We start from the raw sequence: 18,305 nt of genomic DNA, 5'->3' as shown, positions 1-18,305 counted from the left end.
GTGTAACACTACTCATACTCGGCCCGACACATTGCCACAGTATCTTCTATCAGGCGGCGCGCCACGGTTCCCGGCGGGGGCAGCAGAGGTAAATCGTCGTAGCGATACCAGTTCGCCTCAAGCAGCTCTTTCTGGTCGATAACAATCTCGCCGCTGTCGTAGTCCGCCATAAACGCCGTCATCAGCGACATCGGGAACGGCCACGGCTGGGAGGTCACGTAGCGCAGATTTTTCACCTTAATGCCGCTCTCCTCCATCACCTCCCGCGCCACCGCCTGCTCCAGCGTTTCACCCACTTCGACGAAGCCGGCGAGGACGGTATGAATGCCGTTACGATGACGAGTGTGCTGCGCCAGCAGAATGGAATCGTCACGCCGGATGGCGACGATGATGCACGGTGCGATTTGCGGGTAGTAGCGTTCCCGGCAGTGGCCGCAGAGCATCGCCCACTCGGTTTTGCTCGGGTGCATGGTGTGGCCGCAGTAGCCGCAGAATTTGTGCGAGCGGTAGAACTCCGCCAGCTGCACGCCGCGCCCCGCCAGCTGGAACAGGCCAACATCCAGATCCAGCACCTGGCGAACGGATCCCATATCCTGACGGCGCGCCTGTTGGATCAACCACACGGATTCGCCCTGCCACTCGCCGATCTTCAGCGCGGGTTGCCCCACAAGATCGAACGTTTCCGCCGTACCGTAGGGTAATTCTCCACCGGGCAGCCATAATTTCTGTTCGTGGCTGACGATCCACCAACCCAGATCTGATTTTTCAATAATACGATCCATATCTATTGCACTACCTTCGCTTCACTGACATGTTGTTAGCATTGTGGTTACATTTTGGATAAGTAGATCCCATTCTAAACCTTGTGGAGTCGACCATGTTAAACCAGCTGGAAAGCCTGACTGAGCGCGTTGGAGGAAGTAACAACCTGGTGGATCGCTGGCTACATGTGCGCAAGCATCTACTCGTGGCGTATTACAATCTGGTCGGTCTTAAGCCTGGCAAAGAATCCTTTATGCGGCTGAATGAAAAGGCGCTGGATGACTTTTGTCAGCGCCTGGTCGACTACCTCTCCAACGGCCATTTCAACATTTATGAACGCATTATCCGCGAAATGGAAGGCACAAGCCCGTTTTTAGCCGCAACAAAACTCTATCCACCGCTGGAGGCCAATACCCAGCAGATAATGGAGTACTACGATTCAACGCTCGAAAACGCTATCGATCACGATAATTATCTTGAGTTTCAGCAGGCGCTGTCCGACCTCGGCGAAGCGCTGGAAGAGCGGTTCACGCTGGAAGACAAGCTCATTGCCCTCGTGCTGGATAACAACCTGTTTGTCAGCAGCAACGATAACGTCGTGCGTCCCGCTTGAGTTATTAATCGTTAACGAGTAATTTACAACCAGTCGCCCCTCTGTGGAGGGGGATTTTTCTTGTCGGAGTGCCCAGTGTGAAAGCACGGGCTGAGACCGTTAATTCGGGATCCGCGGAACCTGATCAGGTTAATACCTGCGAAGGGAACAAGAGTCATGCTGCTGTTGTATCGCCCCAAAGGCGATCTTCTCTTGCTTCATCCGTCGTCTGACAAGCCATGTCCTTCACTTTTGGAATGAGCTATGTCTACAACAAAACTGACCCGCCGCGAACAGCGCGAACACGCCCAACGCTTCATCGACACCCTGGAAGGCACCGCTTTCCCGAACTCTAAACGCATCTACATTTCCGGCTCGCAGGCCGATATCCGCGTGCCGATGCGCGAAATCCAGCTTAGCCCGACGCTTATCGGCGGCAGCAAAGAGAATCCGCAGTTTGAAGACAACGAAGCCGTGCCGGTGTACGACACCTCCGGCCCGTACGGCGATCCTTCTGTTGCTATCAACGTGCAGCAGGGTCTGGCGAAGCTGCGACAGCCGTGGATTGACGCGCGTAACGACTGCGAGGAACTGAGCGTGCGCAGCTCAGCGTACACTAACGAGCGCCTGGCCGACGACGGCCTGGACGAGCTGCGCTTCACCGGCCTGCTGACGCCAAAACGCGCCAAAGCGGGCAAATGCGTGACCCAGCTGCACTACGCGCGCCAGGGGATCGTCACGCCGGAGATGGAGTTCATCGCCATTCGCGAAAATATGGGGCGCGAGCGCATCCGCAGCGAAGTCCTGCGCCACCAGCACCCGGGCGAAGGGTTTGGCGCACGCCTGCCGGAGAACATCACGCCGGAGTTTGTGCGTGACGAAGTGGCCGCAGGCCGCGCGATAATCCCCGCCAACATTAACCACCCGGAATCCGAGCCGATGATTATCGGCCGCAACTTCCTGGTGAAGGTCAACGCCAACATCGGCAACTCGGCGGTAACGTCCTCTATCGAAGAAGAGGTGGAAAAGCTGGTCTGGTCAACGCGCTGGGGAGCGGACACGGTGATGGATCTTTCCACCGGCCGCTATATTCACGAAACTCGCGAGTGGATCCTGCGCAACAGCCCGGTGCCGATTGGCACCGTCCCGATTTATCAGGCGCTGGAAAAAGTGAACGGCATTGCGGAAAACCTTACCTGGGAAGCGTTCCGCGATACGCTGCTGGAGCAGGCGGAACAGGGCGTGGACTACTTCACCATCCACGCCGGCGTGCTGCTGCGCTACGTGCCGATGACGGCGAAACGTCTGACCGGCATCGTCTCGCGCGGCGGTTCGATTATGGCGAAGTGGTGCCTGTCCCATCATCAGGAAAACTTCCTCTACGAACATTTCCGCGAGATCTGCGAAATCTGCGCCGCCTATGACGTTTCGCTTTCGCTGGGCGACGGCCTGCGTCCGGGCTCCATCCGCGATGCCAACGACGAAGCGCAGTTTGCCGAGCTGCATACGCTGGGCGAGCTGACCAAAATCGCCTGGGAATATGACGTGCAGGTGATGATTGAAGGCCCGGGACACGTGCCGATGCAGATGATCCGCCGCAACATGACCGAAGAGCTGGAGCACTGCCACGAAGCGCCGTTCTACACCCTGGGGCCGCTGACCACCGATATTGCGCCGGGCTATGACCACTTCACTTCAGGGATTGGCGCGGCGATGATCGGCTGGTTCGGCTGCGCCATGCTCTGCTACGTTACGCCGAAAGAGCACCTCGGCCTGCCCAACAAAGAGGACGTAAAGCAGGGGCTGATTACCTACAAAATCGCCGCCCACGCCGCCGACCTGGCGAAAGGCCACCCGGGCGCGCAAATCCGCGACAACGCCATGTCCAAAGCGCGCTTTGAATTCCGCTGGGAAGACCAGTTTAATCTGGCGCTCGATCCCTTCACCGCCCGCGCCTATCACGACGAAACCCTGCCGCAGGAATCCGGCAAAGTGGCTCACTTCTGCTCCATGTGCGGACCAAAATTCTGCTCAATGAAAATCAGCCAGGAGGTTCGCGACTACGCCGCCGCGCAGACCATTGAAGTGGGTATGGCGGACATGTCAGAAACCTTCCGCGCGAAAGGCGGCGAAATCTACCTCAAAAAAGAGGAGGCATAATGTACAAGCCCGATTTCCCCGCCGTCCCCTTCCGCTTAGGGCTTTACCCGGTGGTGGACAGCGTGGCGTGGATTGCCCGTCTGCTTGAGGCAGGCGTGCGCACAATCCAGCTGCGCATCAAGGATAAGCGCGATGAAGAGGTAGAGGCTGACGTGGCCGCCGCCGTTGCGCTGGGGCGTCGCTACGATGCCCGCCTGTTTATCAACGACTACTGGCGGCTTGCCGTTAAGCACAGGGCCTATGGCGTGCATCTGGGCCAGGAGGATCTGGAGACGACCGATTTGCATGTCATCCGCGAAGCCGGCTTGCGTCTTGGCGTTTCCACTCATGACGATATGGAGATTGACGTGGCGCTCGCGGCCCGCCCCTCCTACATCGCCCTCGGCCACGTTTTCCCGACGCAAACCAAACAGATGCCGTCGGCCCCGCAGGGCTTGACGCAGCTGGCGGCACACGTTAAACGCCTCGCCGATTATCCCACCGTCGCCATCGGCGGGATCGGCCTTGAGCGCGCGCCTGCCGTGCTGGAAACCGGCGTCGGCAGCATCGCCGTGGTCAGCGCGATCACCCACGCGGCCGACTGGCAGGCCGCCACCGCGCAGCTTTTACAACTGGCAGGAGCTGGCGATGAGAGATCGTGATTTTATGCGCTACAGCCGCCAGATCCTGCTGGAGGATATCGCCATCGACGGGCAGCAAAAGCTGCTCGCCAGCCGGGTACTGATTGTTGGCCTGGGCGGATTAGGCGCCCCCGCCGCGCTCTATCTGGCCGGCGCGGGCGTGGGCACGCTGGTGCTGGCGGACGACGACGAGGTGCACCTCAGCAACCTGCAGCGACAAATCCTCTTCACAACGGAAGACGTCAGCCAGCCTAAAGCGCACGTCACGCGCCAGCGGCTGAACCAGCTAAACCCGGACATTGAGCTGGTTGCGCTCCGGACGCGGCTTAGCGGCGAAGATCTGCAGCGCGAAGTTGCCCTTGCCGACGTGGTGCTGGACTGCACCGACAACATGGCGACGCGCCAGGCGATCAACGCCGCCTGCGTGGCCCGGAATACGCCGCTGATCACCGCCAGCGCGGTCGGTTTTGGCGGGCAGATAATGGTGCTTACGCCGCCGTGGGCTCAGGGCTGTTACCGCTGCCTGTGGCCGGACGAGGCTGAACCGGAACGCAACTGCCGCACGGCAGGTATTCTTGGCCCGGTTGTGGGCGTGATGGGCACGCTGCAGGCGCTGGAGGCCATCAAGCTGCTTAGCGGCATGGAGACGGAACGGAACACGCTGCGGCTGTTCGATGCCCGCTCCGGCGGCTGGCGCCATCTGGCGTTACATCGCGCCAGCCGCTGCCCGGTATGCGGAGGCCGCGATGCACATTCTGCTTAACGATGAGCCGGTGACGTGCGACGACGGGCTCACCGTTGCCGCACTGCTCGACACGCTGCGCCAGCTAAAGCCGGGAACGGCGCTGGCGCTCAATCAACAGATCCTGCCGCGCGAGCGGTGGGAACACCAGCAGGTCAATGAAGGCGACCAGATCCTGCTGTTTCAGGTTATCGCAGGGGGCTGAGATGTTACGTATTGCCGATAAGGTCTTTGATTCACATCTGTTTACCGGAACCGGGAAGTTTGCCTCTCCGCAGCTGATGGTTGAAGCCATCCGTGAAAGCGGCAGCCAGCTGGTGACGCTGGCCATGAAGCGCGTGGACCTGCGCCAGCACAACGATGCCATTCTTGCGCCCTTGCTGGAGGCTGGCGTGACGCTTTTACCGAACACCTCCGGGGCGAAAACGGCCGAGGAGGCGATTTTCGCCGCCCGGCTGGCTCGCGAGGCGCTCGGCACCCGCTGGCTGAAGCTGGAAATTCATCCGGATGCCCGCTGGCTGCTGCCCGACCCGATTGAAACCCTGAAAGCCGCCGAGAAGCTGGTGCAGCAGGGGTTTATCGTGCTGCCTTACTGCGGCGCCGACCCCGTTCTCTGCAAGCGCCTGGAGGAGGTCGGCTGCGCCGCCGTGATGCCGCTGGGCGCGCCCATCGGCTCTAACCAGGGGCTCGAAACCCGCGCGATGCTGGAGATCGTCATTGAGCAGGCTACCGTACCCGTGGTGGTGGACGCGGGAATAGGTGTACCCAGCCACGCCGCGCAGGCGCTGGAGTTAGGGGCCGATGCGGTACTGGTGAATACCGCGATTGCGGTCGCCGACGATCCGGTGATGATGGCGCGCGCGTTCCGTCTGGCCGTGGAGGCTGGCGTGCTGGCGAGAGAGTCCGGCCCCGGCGCGCGCAGCTTTCAGGCGCAGGCCACCAGCCCGCTCACCGGCTTTCTGGAGGCGCTCTGATGGCTACCTTTACCGATCGCTGGCGTGAGCTTGGCTGGGACGATATTGCCCTGCGCATCAACAGCAAAACCGCGGCTGACGTTGAGCGCGCGCTGCATGCCCGCCACCTTACCCGTGAGGATCTGATGGCCCTCCTCTCCCCCGCGGCCAGCGCGTATCTCGAGCCAATGGCGCAGCGCGCGCAGCGCCTCACCCGCCAGCGCTTCGGCAACACGGTGAGCTTTTACGTGCCGCTCTACCTCTCTAACCTGTGCGCTAACGACTGTACCTACTGTGGTTTCTCCATGAGCAACCGCATTAAGCGTAAAACGCTGGACGAGCATGAGATCGCCCGCGAGTGTGCGGCTATACGTGAAATGGGGTTTGAGCACCTTCTGCTGGTGACGGGTGAACATCAGAGCAAAGTAGGAATGGACTACTTCCGCCAGCACCTTCCGGCCATTCGTCGGGAATTTTCCTCATTGCAGATGGAAGTGCAGCCTTTGTCGCAGGAGGAATACGCAGAGCTGAAAACCCTCGGGCTGGACGGCGTTATGGTTTACCAGGAAACCTACCACGAGGCGACGTATGCCCGGCACCACCTGAAGGGGAAGAAACAGGATTTCTTCTTCCGGCTGGAGACGCCGGACAGGCTGGGACGGGCAGGGATCGACAAAATCGGTCTGGGGGCGCTGATTGGGCTTTCCGACAGCTGGCGGGTGGATTGCTACATGGTGGCGGAACATTTGCTGTGGTTGCAGCAACGCTACTGGCAGAGCCGCTATTCCATCTCGTTCCCGCGGCTGCGTCCCTGCGCGGGCGGCATTGAGCCGGCCTCGCTAATGGATGAACGCCAGCTGGTGCAAACCATCTGCGCATTTCGCCTGTTCGCGCCGGAGGTGGAACTGTCGCTCTCCACCCGCGAGTCCCCGGCGTTCCGCGATCGCACCATCCCGCTGGCCATCAACAACGTCAGCGCTTTTTCCAAAACGCAGCCTGGCGGCTATGCCGACGAGCGTCCGGAGCTGGAGCAGTTTGCGCCTCACGACGGGCGGCGGCCAGAGGCGGTCGCGGAAGCGCTGGCCGCGCAGGGGCTACAGCCCGTGTGGAAAGACTGGGACAGCTGGCTGGGAAGAGCCTCGCATTTGCGCTGAAACAGACTGTAAAAACGCGGAAAGGTTACGAGGCGTCTCGTAGGATTGAAACCGGGCGATTGTTATCCTCAGCCCGGTTTCCTTATGCTTGGCACGTCAGCAACGGATGCTGACCAGGGCGAAAATGCTTCTTCCTCGTTTCGCCCTGCCCCCCGCCTCTTAATCAGAATCTTAATCGATAAAAAAATAGGACGCTTCTTATCTGTTCTTAAGATAAATCATCTCGTCGGTAATCACCTTCTGTATAATTTACTACCAGCAACCGGACAGCGACTATGCTGAGGATTACGACAGACGCAACGCGTCCACCTTCTGGACTGATGTACAACTCATGGCACTCCACAGTAAAAAGCTCTCTTTTACGCGGCCGATTATGGTCAGCTTCGCCGGGATCCTGTTCAGCTTCGTGCTGATCGCCGTGCTGGTAACCCTTTCACAGCGAAAGGATTTTCTCGAGGATTATCATAAAATTAATGGTAATTTCACCCATAACCTGGCGGTGAACTACACCGAGTCTATCCTGCGAGAAAATGACTATATTCTCGGGCGCGCCGCGATGTACTTCGCGCGTAACGACAGAGTGAATCAGACCATTAATATCGATCCGACACACGGCCTGCAGATGTTAATGCATTTACAGAACCTGATGCCGACCGTGTCGTCTATCTCTCTCGCGGACACCGGGGGGCGTCATCTGCGCGCGCCGGAAGTGCTGCCTACGGAAAAGAGCCGGTCTTTCGACGCGCGAACCCGTCCATGGTTTGTCGGGCAGGCGGAGGCCAGCAACTTCCCCCACTATACCCGCCCCTATCTGGACTATTTCACCGGGCATCCCACCGTCACCCTTTTTAAGCCGGTCATTTCACCCGAAGGCCGCCTCAAGGGCACGCTCGCTTTCCATCTTGATTTGACCTCCATGGGATATACCCTGCGCCAGATGGTGGCGCCGGTGCAGGGTGAGTTTTTTGTCGTTGAGCGCGACGGCGCCGTTGTGCTTCATCCGGACACGGGCGCGCTCTTTAAGCAGTACGTAAGCGAAGCGCTGATGGACAAAATGACCAGCGGCGAAGGCCATATTTTCGATCCCAAAAGTAAGACCTGGTACTACTACTACTCCTTCACCAACCCGGACTGGTTTGTAATTTATCGGGTTTCCGATACCACCCTCACCGTCATTACCCGGCATGAAACCACTATCGTCGGCTGGGGATTTGCGCTGGCGGCCATCATCATCATCCTGTTCGGGCTGTACCTGCGTCACGCCTCACGTTCCGTGCTGATGAACATTATCAACGCCATCAAAACCGGGGACGTCAACCAGGCTCCGCGCCTGGAGGCGATGCTCAGCCATACCATACAGTCGAACAAGGAACGCGAGATGGCGTATGTACGTCAGGCCACGCATGATGCGCTAACGGGCTGTAAAAACCGCCGGGCGTTCGACAGCGACGTGGATGAGTTGCTGAACGCCCATCAGCCGTTCGCCCTGGCGCTGGTCGACATTGATAACTTCAAATCCATCAATGACACCTGGGGCCACCTGAGCGGGGATATCGTGCTGCGCAACGTGGCACGCGAAGGCATTCAGATCATGCAGCCGCATCACCTCTCCGTTTACCGCTACGGTGGTGAAGAGTTCGCGGTGATTTTCCCTGCCGAGCTGATTCACTCCGCTCACGCACTTCTGGAGGCCTGGCGCACCGCCGTCCAGCAGCGTGCCTGGCGGGAAGAGAACCTGCAGGTGACCTTCAGCGCCGGGCTGGGAGAATGGCATTTCGAACCGCTGGAGCAATTTGTCGGTAGCGTTGATGAAGCGCTTTACCGCGCCAAACAGCAGGGCAAAAACCGTGTTTTAAGCACGTCCAGCCGTTAATTTCCCGCCTGACATTTCGCCCGTTCCGACGGGCAGAACGCACGCCTGTGAAAAATTGTAACCGGTTTCAGGAAAATGCCGATTTCTTTGTGATGCCTGACACACAATCGCGGTAAAGCGGTTGTTGAAGCGGTCTGCACGGGATAATTATCAATAAACACATGTAGATCGAGGCTGACTATGAAGAACATCGTTTTATGCTGTGCAGCGGGAATGTCAACCAGCATGCTGGTTCAACGTATGAAAGATGCCGCGCAGAAAAAAGGAGTCGAAGTAACCATTAAAGCCGTTCCAGTCGCGGAGTTTAAAGACAACATCGCGACGGCTGACATCGTATTACTGGGGCCACAGGTTAAATACGAGCAGGCAAAACTGCAGGCGCAGGCCGATCCGCTGGGCAAGAAGGTCGCGGTGATCGACATGATGGATTACGGCATGATGAAAGGCGATGCCGTACTGGAAAAAGCGCTCAAGCTGCTGGAGTCATAATGGAAGACTTAGAAACCACCATCATGGAACTGCTGGTCAACGCGGGCGCGGCGCGCAGTGCGGCGCTGACGGCGCTGCAGATGGCGCGTAAGGGTGAGTTTGACGAAGCTGAAAAAGCGATGGAAGAATCGCGCGAGTATGTGAAGCATGCGCACACGATCCAGACGCAGCTTATCGGCCTTGACGAAGGGACCGGGAAACTTCCGGTTAACCTGATCACCGTTCACTCGCAGGACCATCTGATGAACGCGATGGTTATTCAGGATCTGGCAGGCGATATGATTGAGCTTTATCGGCGGATCCCGCTGGTAAACTGATAAAAAGCCCGGAGGCTCTTCGCGTTATGGGCCTGAAAAAACACAATAAAAAAACCCGCCGAAGCGGGTTTTTTATTTACGGCATCAACGATTATTCGTTGTCGGAACCGCCCAGACCTGCGTTCAGCAGTTCTGCAAGGCTCGCGGATGCATCTTCGGCAGTAACCTGCGGAGCAGCCGGCAGTTCGCCCGCTGCGCGACGACGCATACGATCCTGGTGGTACGCATAACCGGTACCGGCCGGGATCAGACGACCCACGATAACGTTCTCTTTCAGACCGCGCAGTTCATCACGTTTACCTGCAACAGCCGCTTCGGTCAGGACACGAGTAGTTTCCTGGAACGACGCTGCGGAGATGAAGGACTCGGTTGCCAGAGACGCTTTGGTGATACCCAGCAGATCGCGTGCGAAGGTTGCACCGATTTTGCCATTCGCTTCCAGATCGCGGTTAGCGATCTTAACGCGTGAGTATTCAACCTGCTCGCCTTCCAGGAAGTCGGAGCTGCCCGCGTTTTCGATGGTTGCTTTACGCAGCATCTGACGAACGATAACTTCGATGTGTTTATCGTTAATCTTAACGCCCTGCAGACGGTATACGTCCTGTACTTCGTTAACAATGTAACGAGTAACAGCATGCACACCACGCAGACGCAGGATGTCGTGCGGCGCTTCTGGACCGTCGGAAACCACGTCACCACGTTCCACGCGTTCACCTTCGAACACGTTGAGCTGACGCCACTTAGGAATCATCTCTTCGTACGGCTCGCTGCCATCTACTGGAGTGATAACCAGACGGCGTTTACCTTTGGTCTCTTTACCGAAGGAGATGATACCGCTGATTTCAGCCAGGATTGCAGGCTCTTTCGGACGACGTGCTTCGAACAGGTCCGCAACGCGTGGCAGACCACCGGTGATGTCCTTGGTACCGCCGGATTCCTGAGGAATACGCGCCAGGGTGTCACCAGAGCTGATCTGTACGCCATCTTCCAGCTGTACAATCGCTTTACCCGGCAGGAAGTACTGCGCAGGCATATCGGTACCAGGGATCAGAACGTCGTTACCCTGAGCATCAACGATTTTCAGTGCAGGACGCAGATCTTTACCGCCGGTAGTACGTTCAGCAGAATCCAGAACTACCAGAGAAGACAGACCGGTCAGCTCGTCGGTCTGACGAGTAATGGTCTGGCCGTCAATCATGTCAGTAAAGCGGATGAAACCACTTACTTCGGTGATAACCGGCATGGTGTGTGGATCCCAGTTTGCAACGGTTTCACCGCCGGCAACCTGCTCGCCATCACCTTTCGCCATAACCGCACCGTAAGGCACTTTATAGCTCTCTTTGGTACGACCGAATTCGTCGATCAGCTTCAGCTCGGTGTTACGAGAGGTCACAACCAGCTTGCCTGCAGAGTTAACAACAGACTTCGCGTTGCTGAGCTTGATGCTACCTTTGTTTTTCACCTGGATGCTGGATTCAGCAGCCGCACGAGATGCCGCACCACCGATGTGGAACGTACGCATCGTCAGCTGTGTACCCGGCTCACCGATGGACTGTGCCGCGATAACGCCGATGGCTTCACCTTTGTTGATGATGTGGCCACGCGCCAGGTCACGACCATAGCAGTGTGCACACACGCCAAAGTCGGTGTCACAGGATACAACGGAACGCACCTTCACGGAGTCAACAGAGTTCGCTTCCAGCAGGTCACACCACTGTTCGTGCAGCAGCGTGTTGCGTGGAACCAGAATGTCTGCGGTGCCCGGCTTCAGAATGTCTTCCGCGGTCACACGACCCAGTACGCGATCGCGCAGTGGCTCTTTAACATCACCACCCTCGATAACCGGGGTCATGGTGATACCTTCAAGGGTGCCACAGTCGTCTTCGGTTACGACCAGATCCTGCGCAACGTCAACCAGACGACGCGTCAGATAACCGGAGTTCGCCGTTTTCAGTGCGGTATCCGCCAGACCTTTACGCGCACCGTGCGTGGAGATGAAGTACTGGAGTACGTTCAGACCTTCACGGAAGTTCGCGGTGATTGGCGTTTCGATGATGGAGCCATCCGGCTTCGCCATCAGACCACGCATACCTGCCAGCTGACGAATCTGTGCCGCAGAACCACGCGCACCGGAGTCGGCCATCATGTAGATGCTGTTGAAGGAAACCTGCTGCTCTTCTACGCCGTCACGGTTAATCACGGTTTCGGTTTGCAGGTTATCCATCATCGCTTTGGATACACGATCGTTCGCCGCAGCCCAGATATCGATAACTTTGTTATAGCGTTCGCCTGCGGTTACCAGACCAGACTGGAACTGCTCCTGGATCTCAGCAACTTCAGCTTCCGCTTCAGAGATGATCTCGTGTTTCTTCTCCGGGATGACCATGTCATCGATACCAACAGATGCACCTGAACGCGCTGCATAAGCAAAGCCGGTGTACATTGTCTGGTCAGCAAAGATAACGGTCGGCTTCAGACCCAGAATGCGGTAACAGGTGTTCAGCATTTTGGAGATCGCTTTCTTGCCCAGCGCCTGGTTGACGATGGAGAAAGGCAGACCTTTCGGTACGATCATCCACAGAATCGCACGGCCAATGGTCGTGTCTTTCAGGCTGGTTTTCGCAACGAATTCGCCGTTTTCATCTTTTTCGTACTCGGTGATACGCACTTTAACGCGCGCATGCAGAGAGGCCAGGCCAGCGCGATAAATACGCTCAGCTTCTTTAGGGCCAGTCAGCACCATGCCTTCGCCTTTGGCGTTAACACAGTCACGGGTCATGTAGTACAGACCCAATACAACGTCCTGAGAAGGAACGATGATTGGTTCACCGTTCGCTGGAGACAGGATGTTGTTGGTAGACATCATCAGCGCACGCGCTTCGAGCTGGGCTTCCAGCGTCAGCGGTACGTGGACAGCCATCTGGTCACCATCGAAGTCGGCGTTATATGCCGCACAAACCAGCGGGTGCAGCTGGATAGCTTTACCTTCGATCAGTACTGGCTCAAATGCCTGGATACCCAGACGGTGCAGGGTTGGTGCACGGTTCAGCAGTACCGGGTGTTCGCGGATAACTTCGTCCAGGATATCCCAAACGACAGCTTCTTCACGCTCAACCATTTTCTTAGCGGCTTTGATGGTGGTGGCCAGGCCACGCAGTTCCAGCTTGCCGTAGATGAACGGTTTGAACAGCTCCAGTGCCATTTTCTTCGGCAGACCGCACTGATGCAGACGCAGGTATGGACCTACGGTGATTACAGAACGACCGGAGTAGTCAACACGCTTACCGAGCAGGTTCTGACGGAAACGACCCTGTTTACCTTTGATCATGTCGGCCAAAGATTTCAGAGGACGTTTGTTAGAACCGGTGATCGCACGACCGCGACGACCGTTATCCAGCAGGGCATCTACCGCTTCCTGCAGCATACGTTTTTCGTTGCGTACGATGATGTCCGGCGCAGCCAGGTCCAGCAGACGTTTCAGACGGTTGTTACGGTTGATAACGCGACGGTACAGATCGTTAAGATCGGACGTTGCGAAACGACCACCATCCAGCGGAACCAGCGGACGCAGATCTGGCGGCAGAACCGGCAGAACGGTCAGGATCATCCACTCTGGTTTGTTACCAGACTGAACGAACGCTTCCAGCAGTTTGATACGCTTGGTCAGCTTTTTACGCTTGGTTTCGGAGTTGGTTTCGTTCAGCTCTTCGCGCAGAGTTTCACACTCTTGCTCCAGATCCATGCTCTTCAGCAGGGCCTGAATAGCTTCCGCACCCATCTTCGCGTCGAATTCGTCACCGAACTCTTCCAGCGCGTCCAGATACTGTTCTTCGGTCAGAATCTGGTTACGTTCCAGATTCGTCATACCGCCTTCGATAACCACATAAGATTCGAAGTACAGAACACGTTCGATATCACGCAGCGGCATATCCAGCAGCAGGCCGATACGGGACGGCAGGGATTTCAGGAACCAGATGTGAGCAGTTGGAGACGCCAGCTCGATGTGGCCCATACGCTCACGGCGTACTTTGGTCTGGGTCACTTCAACGCCGCACTTCTCACAGATCACACCACGGTGTTTCAGGCGCTTGTACTTACCGCACAGGCACTCGTAGTCTTTTACTGGCCCGAAAATACGTGCACAGAAAAGGCCGTCACGCTCAGGTTTGAACGTACGGTAGTTGATGGTTTCCGGCTTTTTAACTTCACCAAAAGACCATGAACGGATCATGTCTGGCGAAGCCAGAGCAATTTTGATCGCATCAAACTCTTCGGTTTTAGTCTGCGCTTTCAGAAACTTTAATAAATCTTTCACGGATTTGCTCCCGTCGGAGTTAGCACAATCTGGTGTCGGGGGTTAACCCGACACCAGTGACCTGTTTGAGCGAGAATTACTCGTCTTCCAGTTCGATGTTGATACCCAGCGAACGAATCTCTTTCAACAGTACGTTGAAGGATTCCGGCATGCCTGGTTCCATCTGATGGTTGCCGTCTACGATGTTTTTATACATCTTAGTACGACCGTTCACGTCATCAGACTTAACGGTAAGCATTTCCTGCAGGGTGTATGCTGCGCCGTATGCTTCCAGCGCCCACACTTCCATCTCCCCGAAGCGCTGACCACCGAACTGAGCCTTACCACCCAGCGGCTGCTGAGTAACCAGGCTGTAAGAACCGGTAGAACGAGCGTGCATCTTGTCGTCGACCAGGTGGTTCAGTTTCAGCATGTACATGTAACCTACGGTTACCGGACGCTCGAACTGTTCCCCGGTACGGCCGTCAAACAGCGTAATCTGACCAGACGTTGGCAGACCACCCAGCTGCAGCAGCTCTTTGATTTCAGCTTCTTTTGCACCGTCGAATACCGGCGTTGCAATTGGCATACCTTTGCGCAGGTTCTCTGCCAGACGCAGCACTTCTTCATCGCTGAAGGTGTTCAGGTCGACTTTCTGACGCACGTCGGTACCCAGATCGTAGGCACGCTGGATGAATTCGCGCAGTTTCGCGACTTCCTGCTGCTGTTTCAGCATGGCGTTAATCTTGTCGCCGATACCTTTCGCAGCCATACCCAGGTGGGTTTCCAGAATCTGACCGATGTTCATACGAGACGGTACGCCCAGCGGGTTCAGTACGATATCTACCGGCGTACCGTTAGCATCGTGCGGCATATCTTCGATCGGGTTGATCTTAGAGATAACACCCTTGTTACCGTGACGACCTGCCATCTTATCACCAGGCTGGATCTGACGTTTAACAGCCAGATATACCTTAACAATCTTCAGCACGCCTGGTGCCAGATCGTCGCCCTGAGTGATTTTACGGCGTTTCGCTTCGAGTTTTTTCTCGAACTCGTGTTTCAGTTCGTCATACTGCTCAGCCAGCTGTTCCAGCTGATTTTGTTTCTCTTCGTCGGTCAGGCCCAGTTCCAGCCAGCGATCGCGTGGCAGTTTGTCGAGCTTCTCAGCTTCAACGCCACCGGCAACCAGCACCGCATAGATACGGCTGAACAGACCCGCTTCGAGGATCTGCAGTTCTTCAGACAGGTCTTTCTTAGCCTGCTTGAGCTGCATCTCTTCGATTTCCAGCGCACGCTTATCTTTCTCAACGCCATCACGAGTGAAGACCTGAACGTCGATAACCGTACCGGAAACACCGTTTGGTACGCGCAGAGAAGAGTCTTTAACGTCAGACGCTTTCTCACCGAAGATTGCACGCAGCAGTTTCTCTTCTGGCGTCAGCTGGGTTTCACCTTTCGGCGTTACCTTACCAACCAGAATGTCGCCGCCGGTCACTTCCGCACCGATGTAAACAATACCGGATTCATCCAGTTTGGAGAGCGCAGCTTCACCCACGTTAGGGATGTCAGCGGTGATCTCTTCTGGCCCCAGCTTGGTGTCACGGGACACACATGCCAGTTCCTGAATGTGGATGGTGGTGAAACGATCTTCCTGAACCACACGCTCGGAGACGAGGATGGAGTCTTCGAAGTTGTAACCGTTCCACGGCATGAACGCTACGCGCATGTTCTGACCGAGCGCCAGTTCACCGAGGTCGGTGGACGGACCGTCTGCCAGCACGTCGCCGCGCTCAACTGGCTCACCCAGAGATACGCAAGGCATCTGGTTGATACAGGTGTTCTGGTTAGAACGGGTGTATTTGGTCAGGTTGTAGATGTCGATACCCGCTTCGCCCGGATACATCTCGTCTTCGTTAACTTTGATAACGATACGGGATGCGTCAACGTACTGAACGGTACCGCCACGCTTAGCAACTGCAGTAACACCGGAGTCAACGGCAACAGCACGTTCCATACCGGTACCAACCAGCGGCTTATCAGCGCGCAGAGTTGGAACGGCCTGACGTTGCATGTTCGCACCCATCAATGCACGGTTGGCGTCATCGTGTTCCAGGAACGGGATCAGGGACGCACCGACGGAAACCACCTGCTGGGTGGAAACGTCCATGTAGTCAACCTGGTCGCGGCTGAACAAGCTGGATTCGCCTTTGCTACGGCAGGTAACCAGATCTTCTACAAAGTGGCCTTCGTCATCCAGGTTGGAGTTCGCCTGAGCGATAACGTAATTGCCTTCTTCGATAGCAGACAGGTAATGAATTTCGTCGGTAACAACACCGTCAGTCACTTTACGGTACGGCGTCTCAAGGAATCCGTATTCGTTTGTCTGTGCATACACGGACAGGGAGTTGATCAGACCGATGTTTGGACCTTCAGGCGTTTCGATAGGACATACGCGACCGTAGTGCGTCGGGTGTACGTCTCGAACTTCAAAGCCTGCACGTTCACGGGTCAGACCGCCTGGGCCGAGTGCAGAGATACGACGTTTGTGCGTAATCTCAGACAGCGGGTTGTTCTGGTCCATAAACTGAGACAGCTGGCTGGAACCGAAGAACTCTTTCACTGCTGCAGAAATCGGCTTGGCGTTGATCATATCCTGAGGCATCAGGGTATCCAGATCGCCCAGAGACAGACGCTCTTTCACCGCACGCTCTACACGTACCAGGCCAACGCGGAACTGGTTTTCCGCCATTTCGCCTACGGAACGGATACGACGGTTGCCGAGGTGGTCGATATCATCCACTTCGCCTTTACCGTTACGGATATCGATGAGCTTCTTCATCACTTCAATGATGTCGTCTTTGCTCAGGATACCGGAACCTTCGATTTCGTCGCGCAGCAGAGAACGGTTGAACTTCATACGACCAACCGCGGACAGATCGTAGCGGTCCTCGGAGAAGAACAGGTTCTCGAACAGGCTTTCAGCCGCTTCGCGAGTTGGTGGCTCACCAGGACGCATCATGCGGTAGATTTCTACCAGCGCGCTCAGACGATCGTTGGTTGGATCGACGCGTACAGTCTCAGAGATGTACGGACCGTGGTCCAGATCGTTAGTGAACAGCGTTTCGATACGTTTGTGGCCAGACTGGCTCAGCTTAGCCAGCAGATCCAGGCTCAGCTCCATGTTAGCCGGGCAGATCAGCTCGCCAGTTGATTCATCAACGTAATCTTTCGCGGCTACTTTTCCTGCAATGTACTCAACCGGAACTTCGATGTGTTTGATATCATCTTTTTCCAGCTGGCGGATGTGGCGCGCGGTGATACGGCGACCTTTTTCCACATACACTTTGCCGTCGGCTTCGATGTCGAACGACGCGGTCTCACCACGCAGACGTTCCGGCACCAGCTCCATCTGCAGCTTGTTGTCGCGGATTTCAAAGATCACTTTCTCAAAGAACAGGTCCAGGATCTGCTCAGTGGTATAGTTCAGTGCACGCAGAATGATGGTTGCAGGCAGTTTACGACGACGGTCGATACGGACAAACAGGTTGTCTTTCGGATCGAACTCGAAGTCCAGCCATGAACCACGGTAAGGAATGATGCGTGCGTTATACAGTACTTTACCGGAAGAGTGTGTTTTACCTTTATCGCTGTCGAAGAAGACGCCCGGGCTACGATGCAGCTGGGAAACGATAACACGCTCAGTACCGTTGATAACGAAAGTACCGTTGTCCGTCATGAGTGGAATTTCACCCATGTAGACTTCTTGTTCTTTAATGTCTTTTACGGTGCCTTCCGGCGCTTCGCGCTCGTAGATCACCAGACGCAGTTTTACGCGCAGCGGTGCGGAATAGGTCACGCCACGGATCTGACATTCCTGAACGTCAAACACCGGTTCGCCAAGGCGGTAGCTGACGTACTGCAGCTCGGAATTACCGCTGTAGCTCTGAATCGGGAACACGGAACGGAAGGCTGCTTCCAGGCCGTACTGCCCTTCAGGATCTTGCTCGATAAACTTCTGGAACGAGTCAAGCTGGATAGAAAGGAGATATGGAATGTCCAGAACTTGTGGACGTTTACCAAAATCCTTACGAATACGTTTTTTCTCGGTATAGGAGTAAACCATAGGGTTCCTCAGCTCGCTGACAAGTCGACCCATCTGTCCGACGAAGGGACAGTTTGTGCAACACCATTTTGTGGACCGGAAAATTGAATACTTTCCGCAATACCTGTTGCTATCACGCTTAAACCATTTCATTGCGATTTACACAGAGCGAGCACCCTGTCGCAGTATATTAAGTCGTCGATAGAAACAAGCATTGTCAGGACAACCAGCAGTCAAACAGTGT

General features: G+C 56.2%; 13 protein-coding genes and 1 riboswitch. Of the genes, 10 read left to right on the top strand and 3 right to left on the bottom strand.

Annotated features, from left to right (window positions below):
• Positions 1-8: 8 nt before the first annotated feature.
• On the bottom strand, positions 9-782 hold the full coding sequence (nudC, locus tag MOQ06_RS00460; RefSeq protein ID WP_148422706.1) for an NAD(+) diphosphatase: 774 nt from the start codon (positions 780-782) through the stop codon (positions 9-11).
• Positions 783-877: 95 nt separating this feature from the next.
• On the opposite strand from nudC, the gene rsd reads away from it, so the two are divergent.
• The 10 genes from rsd to MOQ06_RS00410 all read left to right on the top strand — a co-directional run bounded on the left by rsd (position 878) and on the right by MOQ06_RS00410 (position 9,662).
• Entirely contained in the window at positions 878-1,375 is a 498-nt protein-coding gene (gene rsd, locus MOQ06_RS00455; protein WP_242169862.1) for a sigma D regulator, read from the top strand.
• A 54-nt stretch (positions 1,376-1,429) separates the two neighbouring features.
• Positions 1,430-1,539, top strand: a riboswitch (TPP riboswitch).
• A 79-nt stretch (positions 1,540-1,618) separates the two neighbouring features.
• On the top strand, positions 1,619-3,514 hold the full coding sequence (gene thiC, locus MOQ06_RS00450; protein ID WP_193356731.1) for a phosphomethylpyrimidine synthase ThiC: 1,896 nt from the start codon (positions 1,619-1,621) through the stop codon (positions 3,512-3,514).
• Complete coding sequence (thiE, locus tag MOQ06_RS00445; RefSeq protein WP_242169859.1) at positions 3,514-4,155, top strand: thiamine phosphate synthase; 642 nt, start codon at positions 3,514-3,516, stop codon at positions 4,153-4,155. Before thiC ends, thiE begins: the two co-directional genes overlap by 1 nt.
• The gene (thiF, locus tag MOQ06_RS00440) at positions 4,142-4,897 is read left to right on the top strand and encodes a thiazole biosynthesis adenylyltransferase ThiF (protein WP_148422710.1); all 756 of its coding nucleotides are present in this window, start codon (positions 4,142-4,144) and stop codon (positions 4,895-4,897) included. Before thiE ends, thiF begins: the two co-directional genes overlap by 14 nt.
• A complete protein-coding gene (gene thiS / locus MOQ06_RS00435) occupies positions 4,881-5,081 on the top strand; it encodes a sulfur carrier protein ThiS (RefSeq protein ID WP_242169856.1) in 201 nt (66 codons plus the stop codon). Before thiF ends, thiS begins: the two co-directional genes overlap by 17 nt.
• A 1-nt stretch (position 5,082) precedes the next feature.
• Positions 5,083-5,850, top strand: coding sequence for a thiazole synthase (gene thiG, locus MOQ06_RS00430; RefSeq protein WP_242169853.1), 768 nt, complete (start codon positions 5,083-5,085; stop codon positions 5,848-5,850).
• Positions 5,850-6,983, top strand: coding sequence for a 2-iminoacetate synthase ThiH (thiH, locus tag MOQ06_RS00425; RefSeq protein WP_242169850.1), 1,134 nt, complete (start codon positions 5,850-5,852; stop codon positions 6,981-6,983). Before thiG ends, thiH begins: the two co-directional genes overlap by 1 nt.
• 331 nt (positions 6,984-7,314) lie before the next feature.
• Positions 7,315-8,856 carry a sensor domain-containing diguanylate cyclase gene (locus MOQ06_RS00420; RefSeq protein ID WP_242169847.1) on the top strand — a complete coding sequence of 514 codons (1,542 nt, stop codon included), beginning with the start codon at positions 7,315-7,317 and terminating at the stop codon, positions 8,854-8,856.
• Between the two features lie 180 nt (positions 8,857-9,036).
• Complete coding sequence (locus tag MOQ06_RS00415; protein ID WP_010425948.1) at positions 9,037-9,345, top strand: PTS sugar transporter subunit IIB; 309 nt, start codon at positions 9,037-9,039, stop codon at positions 9,343-9,345.
• A complete protein-coding gene (locus MOQ06_RS00410) occupies positions 9,345-9,662 on the top strand; it encodes a PTS lactose/cellobiose transporter subunit IIA (protein WP_008503455.1) in 318 nt (105 codons plus the stop codon). Before MOQ06_RS00415 ends, MOQ06_RS00410 begins: the two co-directional genes overlap by 1 nt.
• Positions 9,663-9,753: 91 nt before the next feature.
• On the opposite strand, the gene rpoC is transcribed toward MOQ06_RS00410, so the two are convergent.
• Together rpoC and rpoB are read right to left on the bottom strand one after the other, a co-directional pair.
• Positions 9,754-13,977, bottom strand: a complete 4,224-nt coding sequence (gene rpoC / locus MOQ06_RS00405; RefSeq protein WP_148422715.1) for a DNA-directed RNA polymerase subunit beta' — start codon at positions 13,975-13,977, stop codon at positions 9,754-9,756.
• A 76-nt stretch (positions 13,978-14,053) separates the two neighbouring features.
• Positions 14,054-18,082, bottom strand: a complete 4,029-nt coding sequence (gene rpoB, locus MOQ06_RS00400; protein WP_015569976.1) for a DNA-directed RNA polymerase subunit beta — start codon at positions 18,080-18,082, stop codon at positions 14,054-14,056.
• Positions 18,083-18,305 lie beyond the last annotated feature (223 nt).

The sequence above is a fragment of the Enterobacter sp. I4 genome, from assembly GCF_022669095.1.
In the GTDB taxonomy this organism is placed as follows: Bacteria; Pseudomonadota; Gammaproteobacteria; order Enterobacterales; family Enterobacteriaceae; genus Enterobacter; species Enterobacter pasteurii.
The sequence above is the reverse complement of the archived record's forward strand: the minus strand, read 5'-3'. Positions and strand labels throughout refer to the sequence as shown.

Excerpts from the sequence above, each read along its gene's own strand:
- thiE (WP_242169859.1), top strand. The coding sequence starts at position 3,514 with ATGTACAAGCCCGATTTCCCCGCCGTCCCCTTCCGCTTAGGGCTTTAC.
- MOQ06_RS00410 (WP_008503455.1), top strand. The coding sequence starts at position 9,345 with ATGGAAGACTTAGAAACCACCATCATGGAACTGCTGGTCAACGCGGGC.
- MOQ06_RS00420 (WP_242169847.1), top strand. The coding sequence starts at position 7,315 with ATGGCACTCCACAGTAAAAAGCTCTCTTTTACGCGGCCGATTATGGTC.
- thiG (WP_242169853.1), top strand. The coding sequence starts at position 5,083 with ATGTTACGTATTGCCGATAAGGTCTTTGATTCACATCTGTTTACCGGA.
- thiC (WP_193356731.1), top strand. The coding sequence starts at position 1,619 with ATGTCTACAACAAAACTGACCCGCCGCGAACAGCGCGAACACGCCCAA.
- thiH (WP_242169850.1), top strand. The coding sequence starts at position 5,850 with ATGGCTACCTTTACCGATCGCTGGCGTGAGCTTGGCTGGGACGATATT.
- rsd (WP_242169862.1), top strand. The coding sequence starts at position 878 with ATGTTAAACCAGCTGGAAAGCCTGACTGAGCGCGTTGGAGGAAGTAAC.
- nudC (WP_148422706.1), bottom strand. The coding sequence starts at position 782 with ATGGATCGTATTATTGAAAAATCAGATCTGGGTTGGTGGATCGTCAGC.
- thiF (WP_148422710.1), top strand. The coding sequence starts at position 4,142 with ATGAGAGATCGTGATTTTATGCGCTACAGCCGCCAGATCCTGCTGGAG.
- rpoB (WP_015569976.1), bottom strand. The coding sequence starts at position 18,082 with ATGGTTTACTCCTATACCGAGAAAAAACGTATTCGTAAGGATTTTGGT.
- thiS (WP_242169856.1), top strand. The coding sequence starts at position 4,881 with ATGCACATTCTGCTTAACGATGAGCCGGTGACGTGCGACGACGGGCTC.
- MOQ06_RS00415 (WP_010425948.1), top strand. The coding sequence starts at position 9,037 with ATGAAGAACATCGTTTTATGCTGTGCAGCGGGAATGTCAACCAGCATG.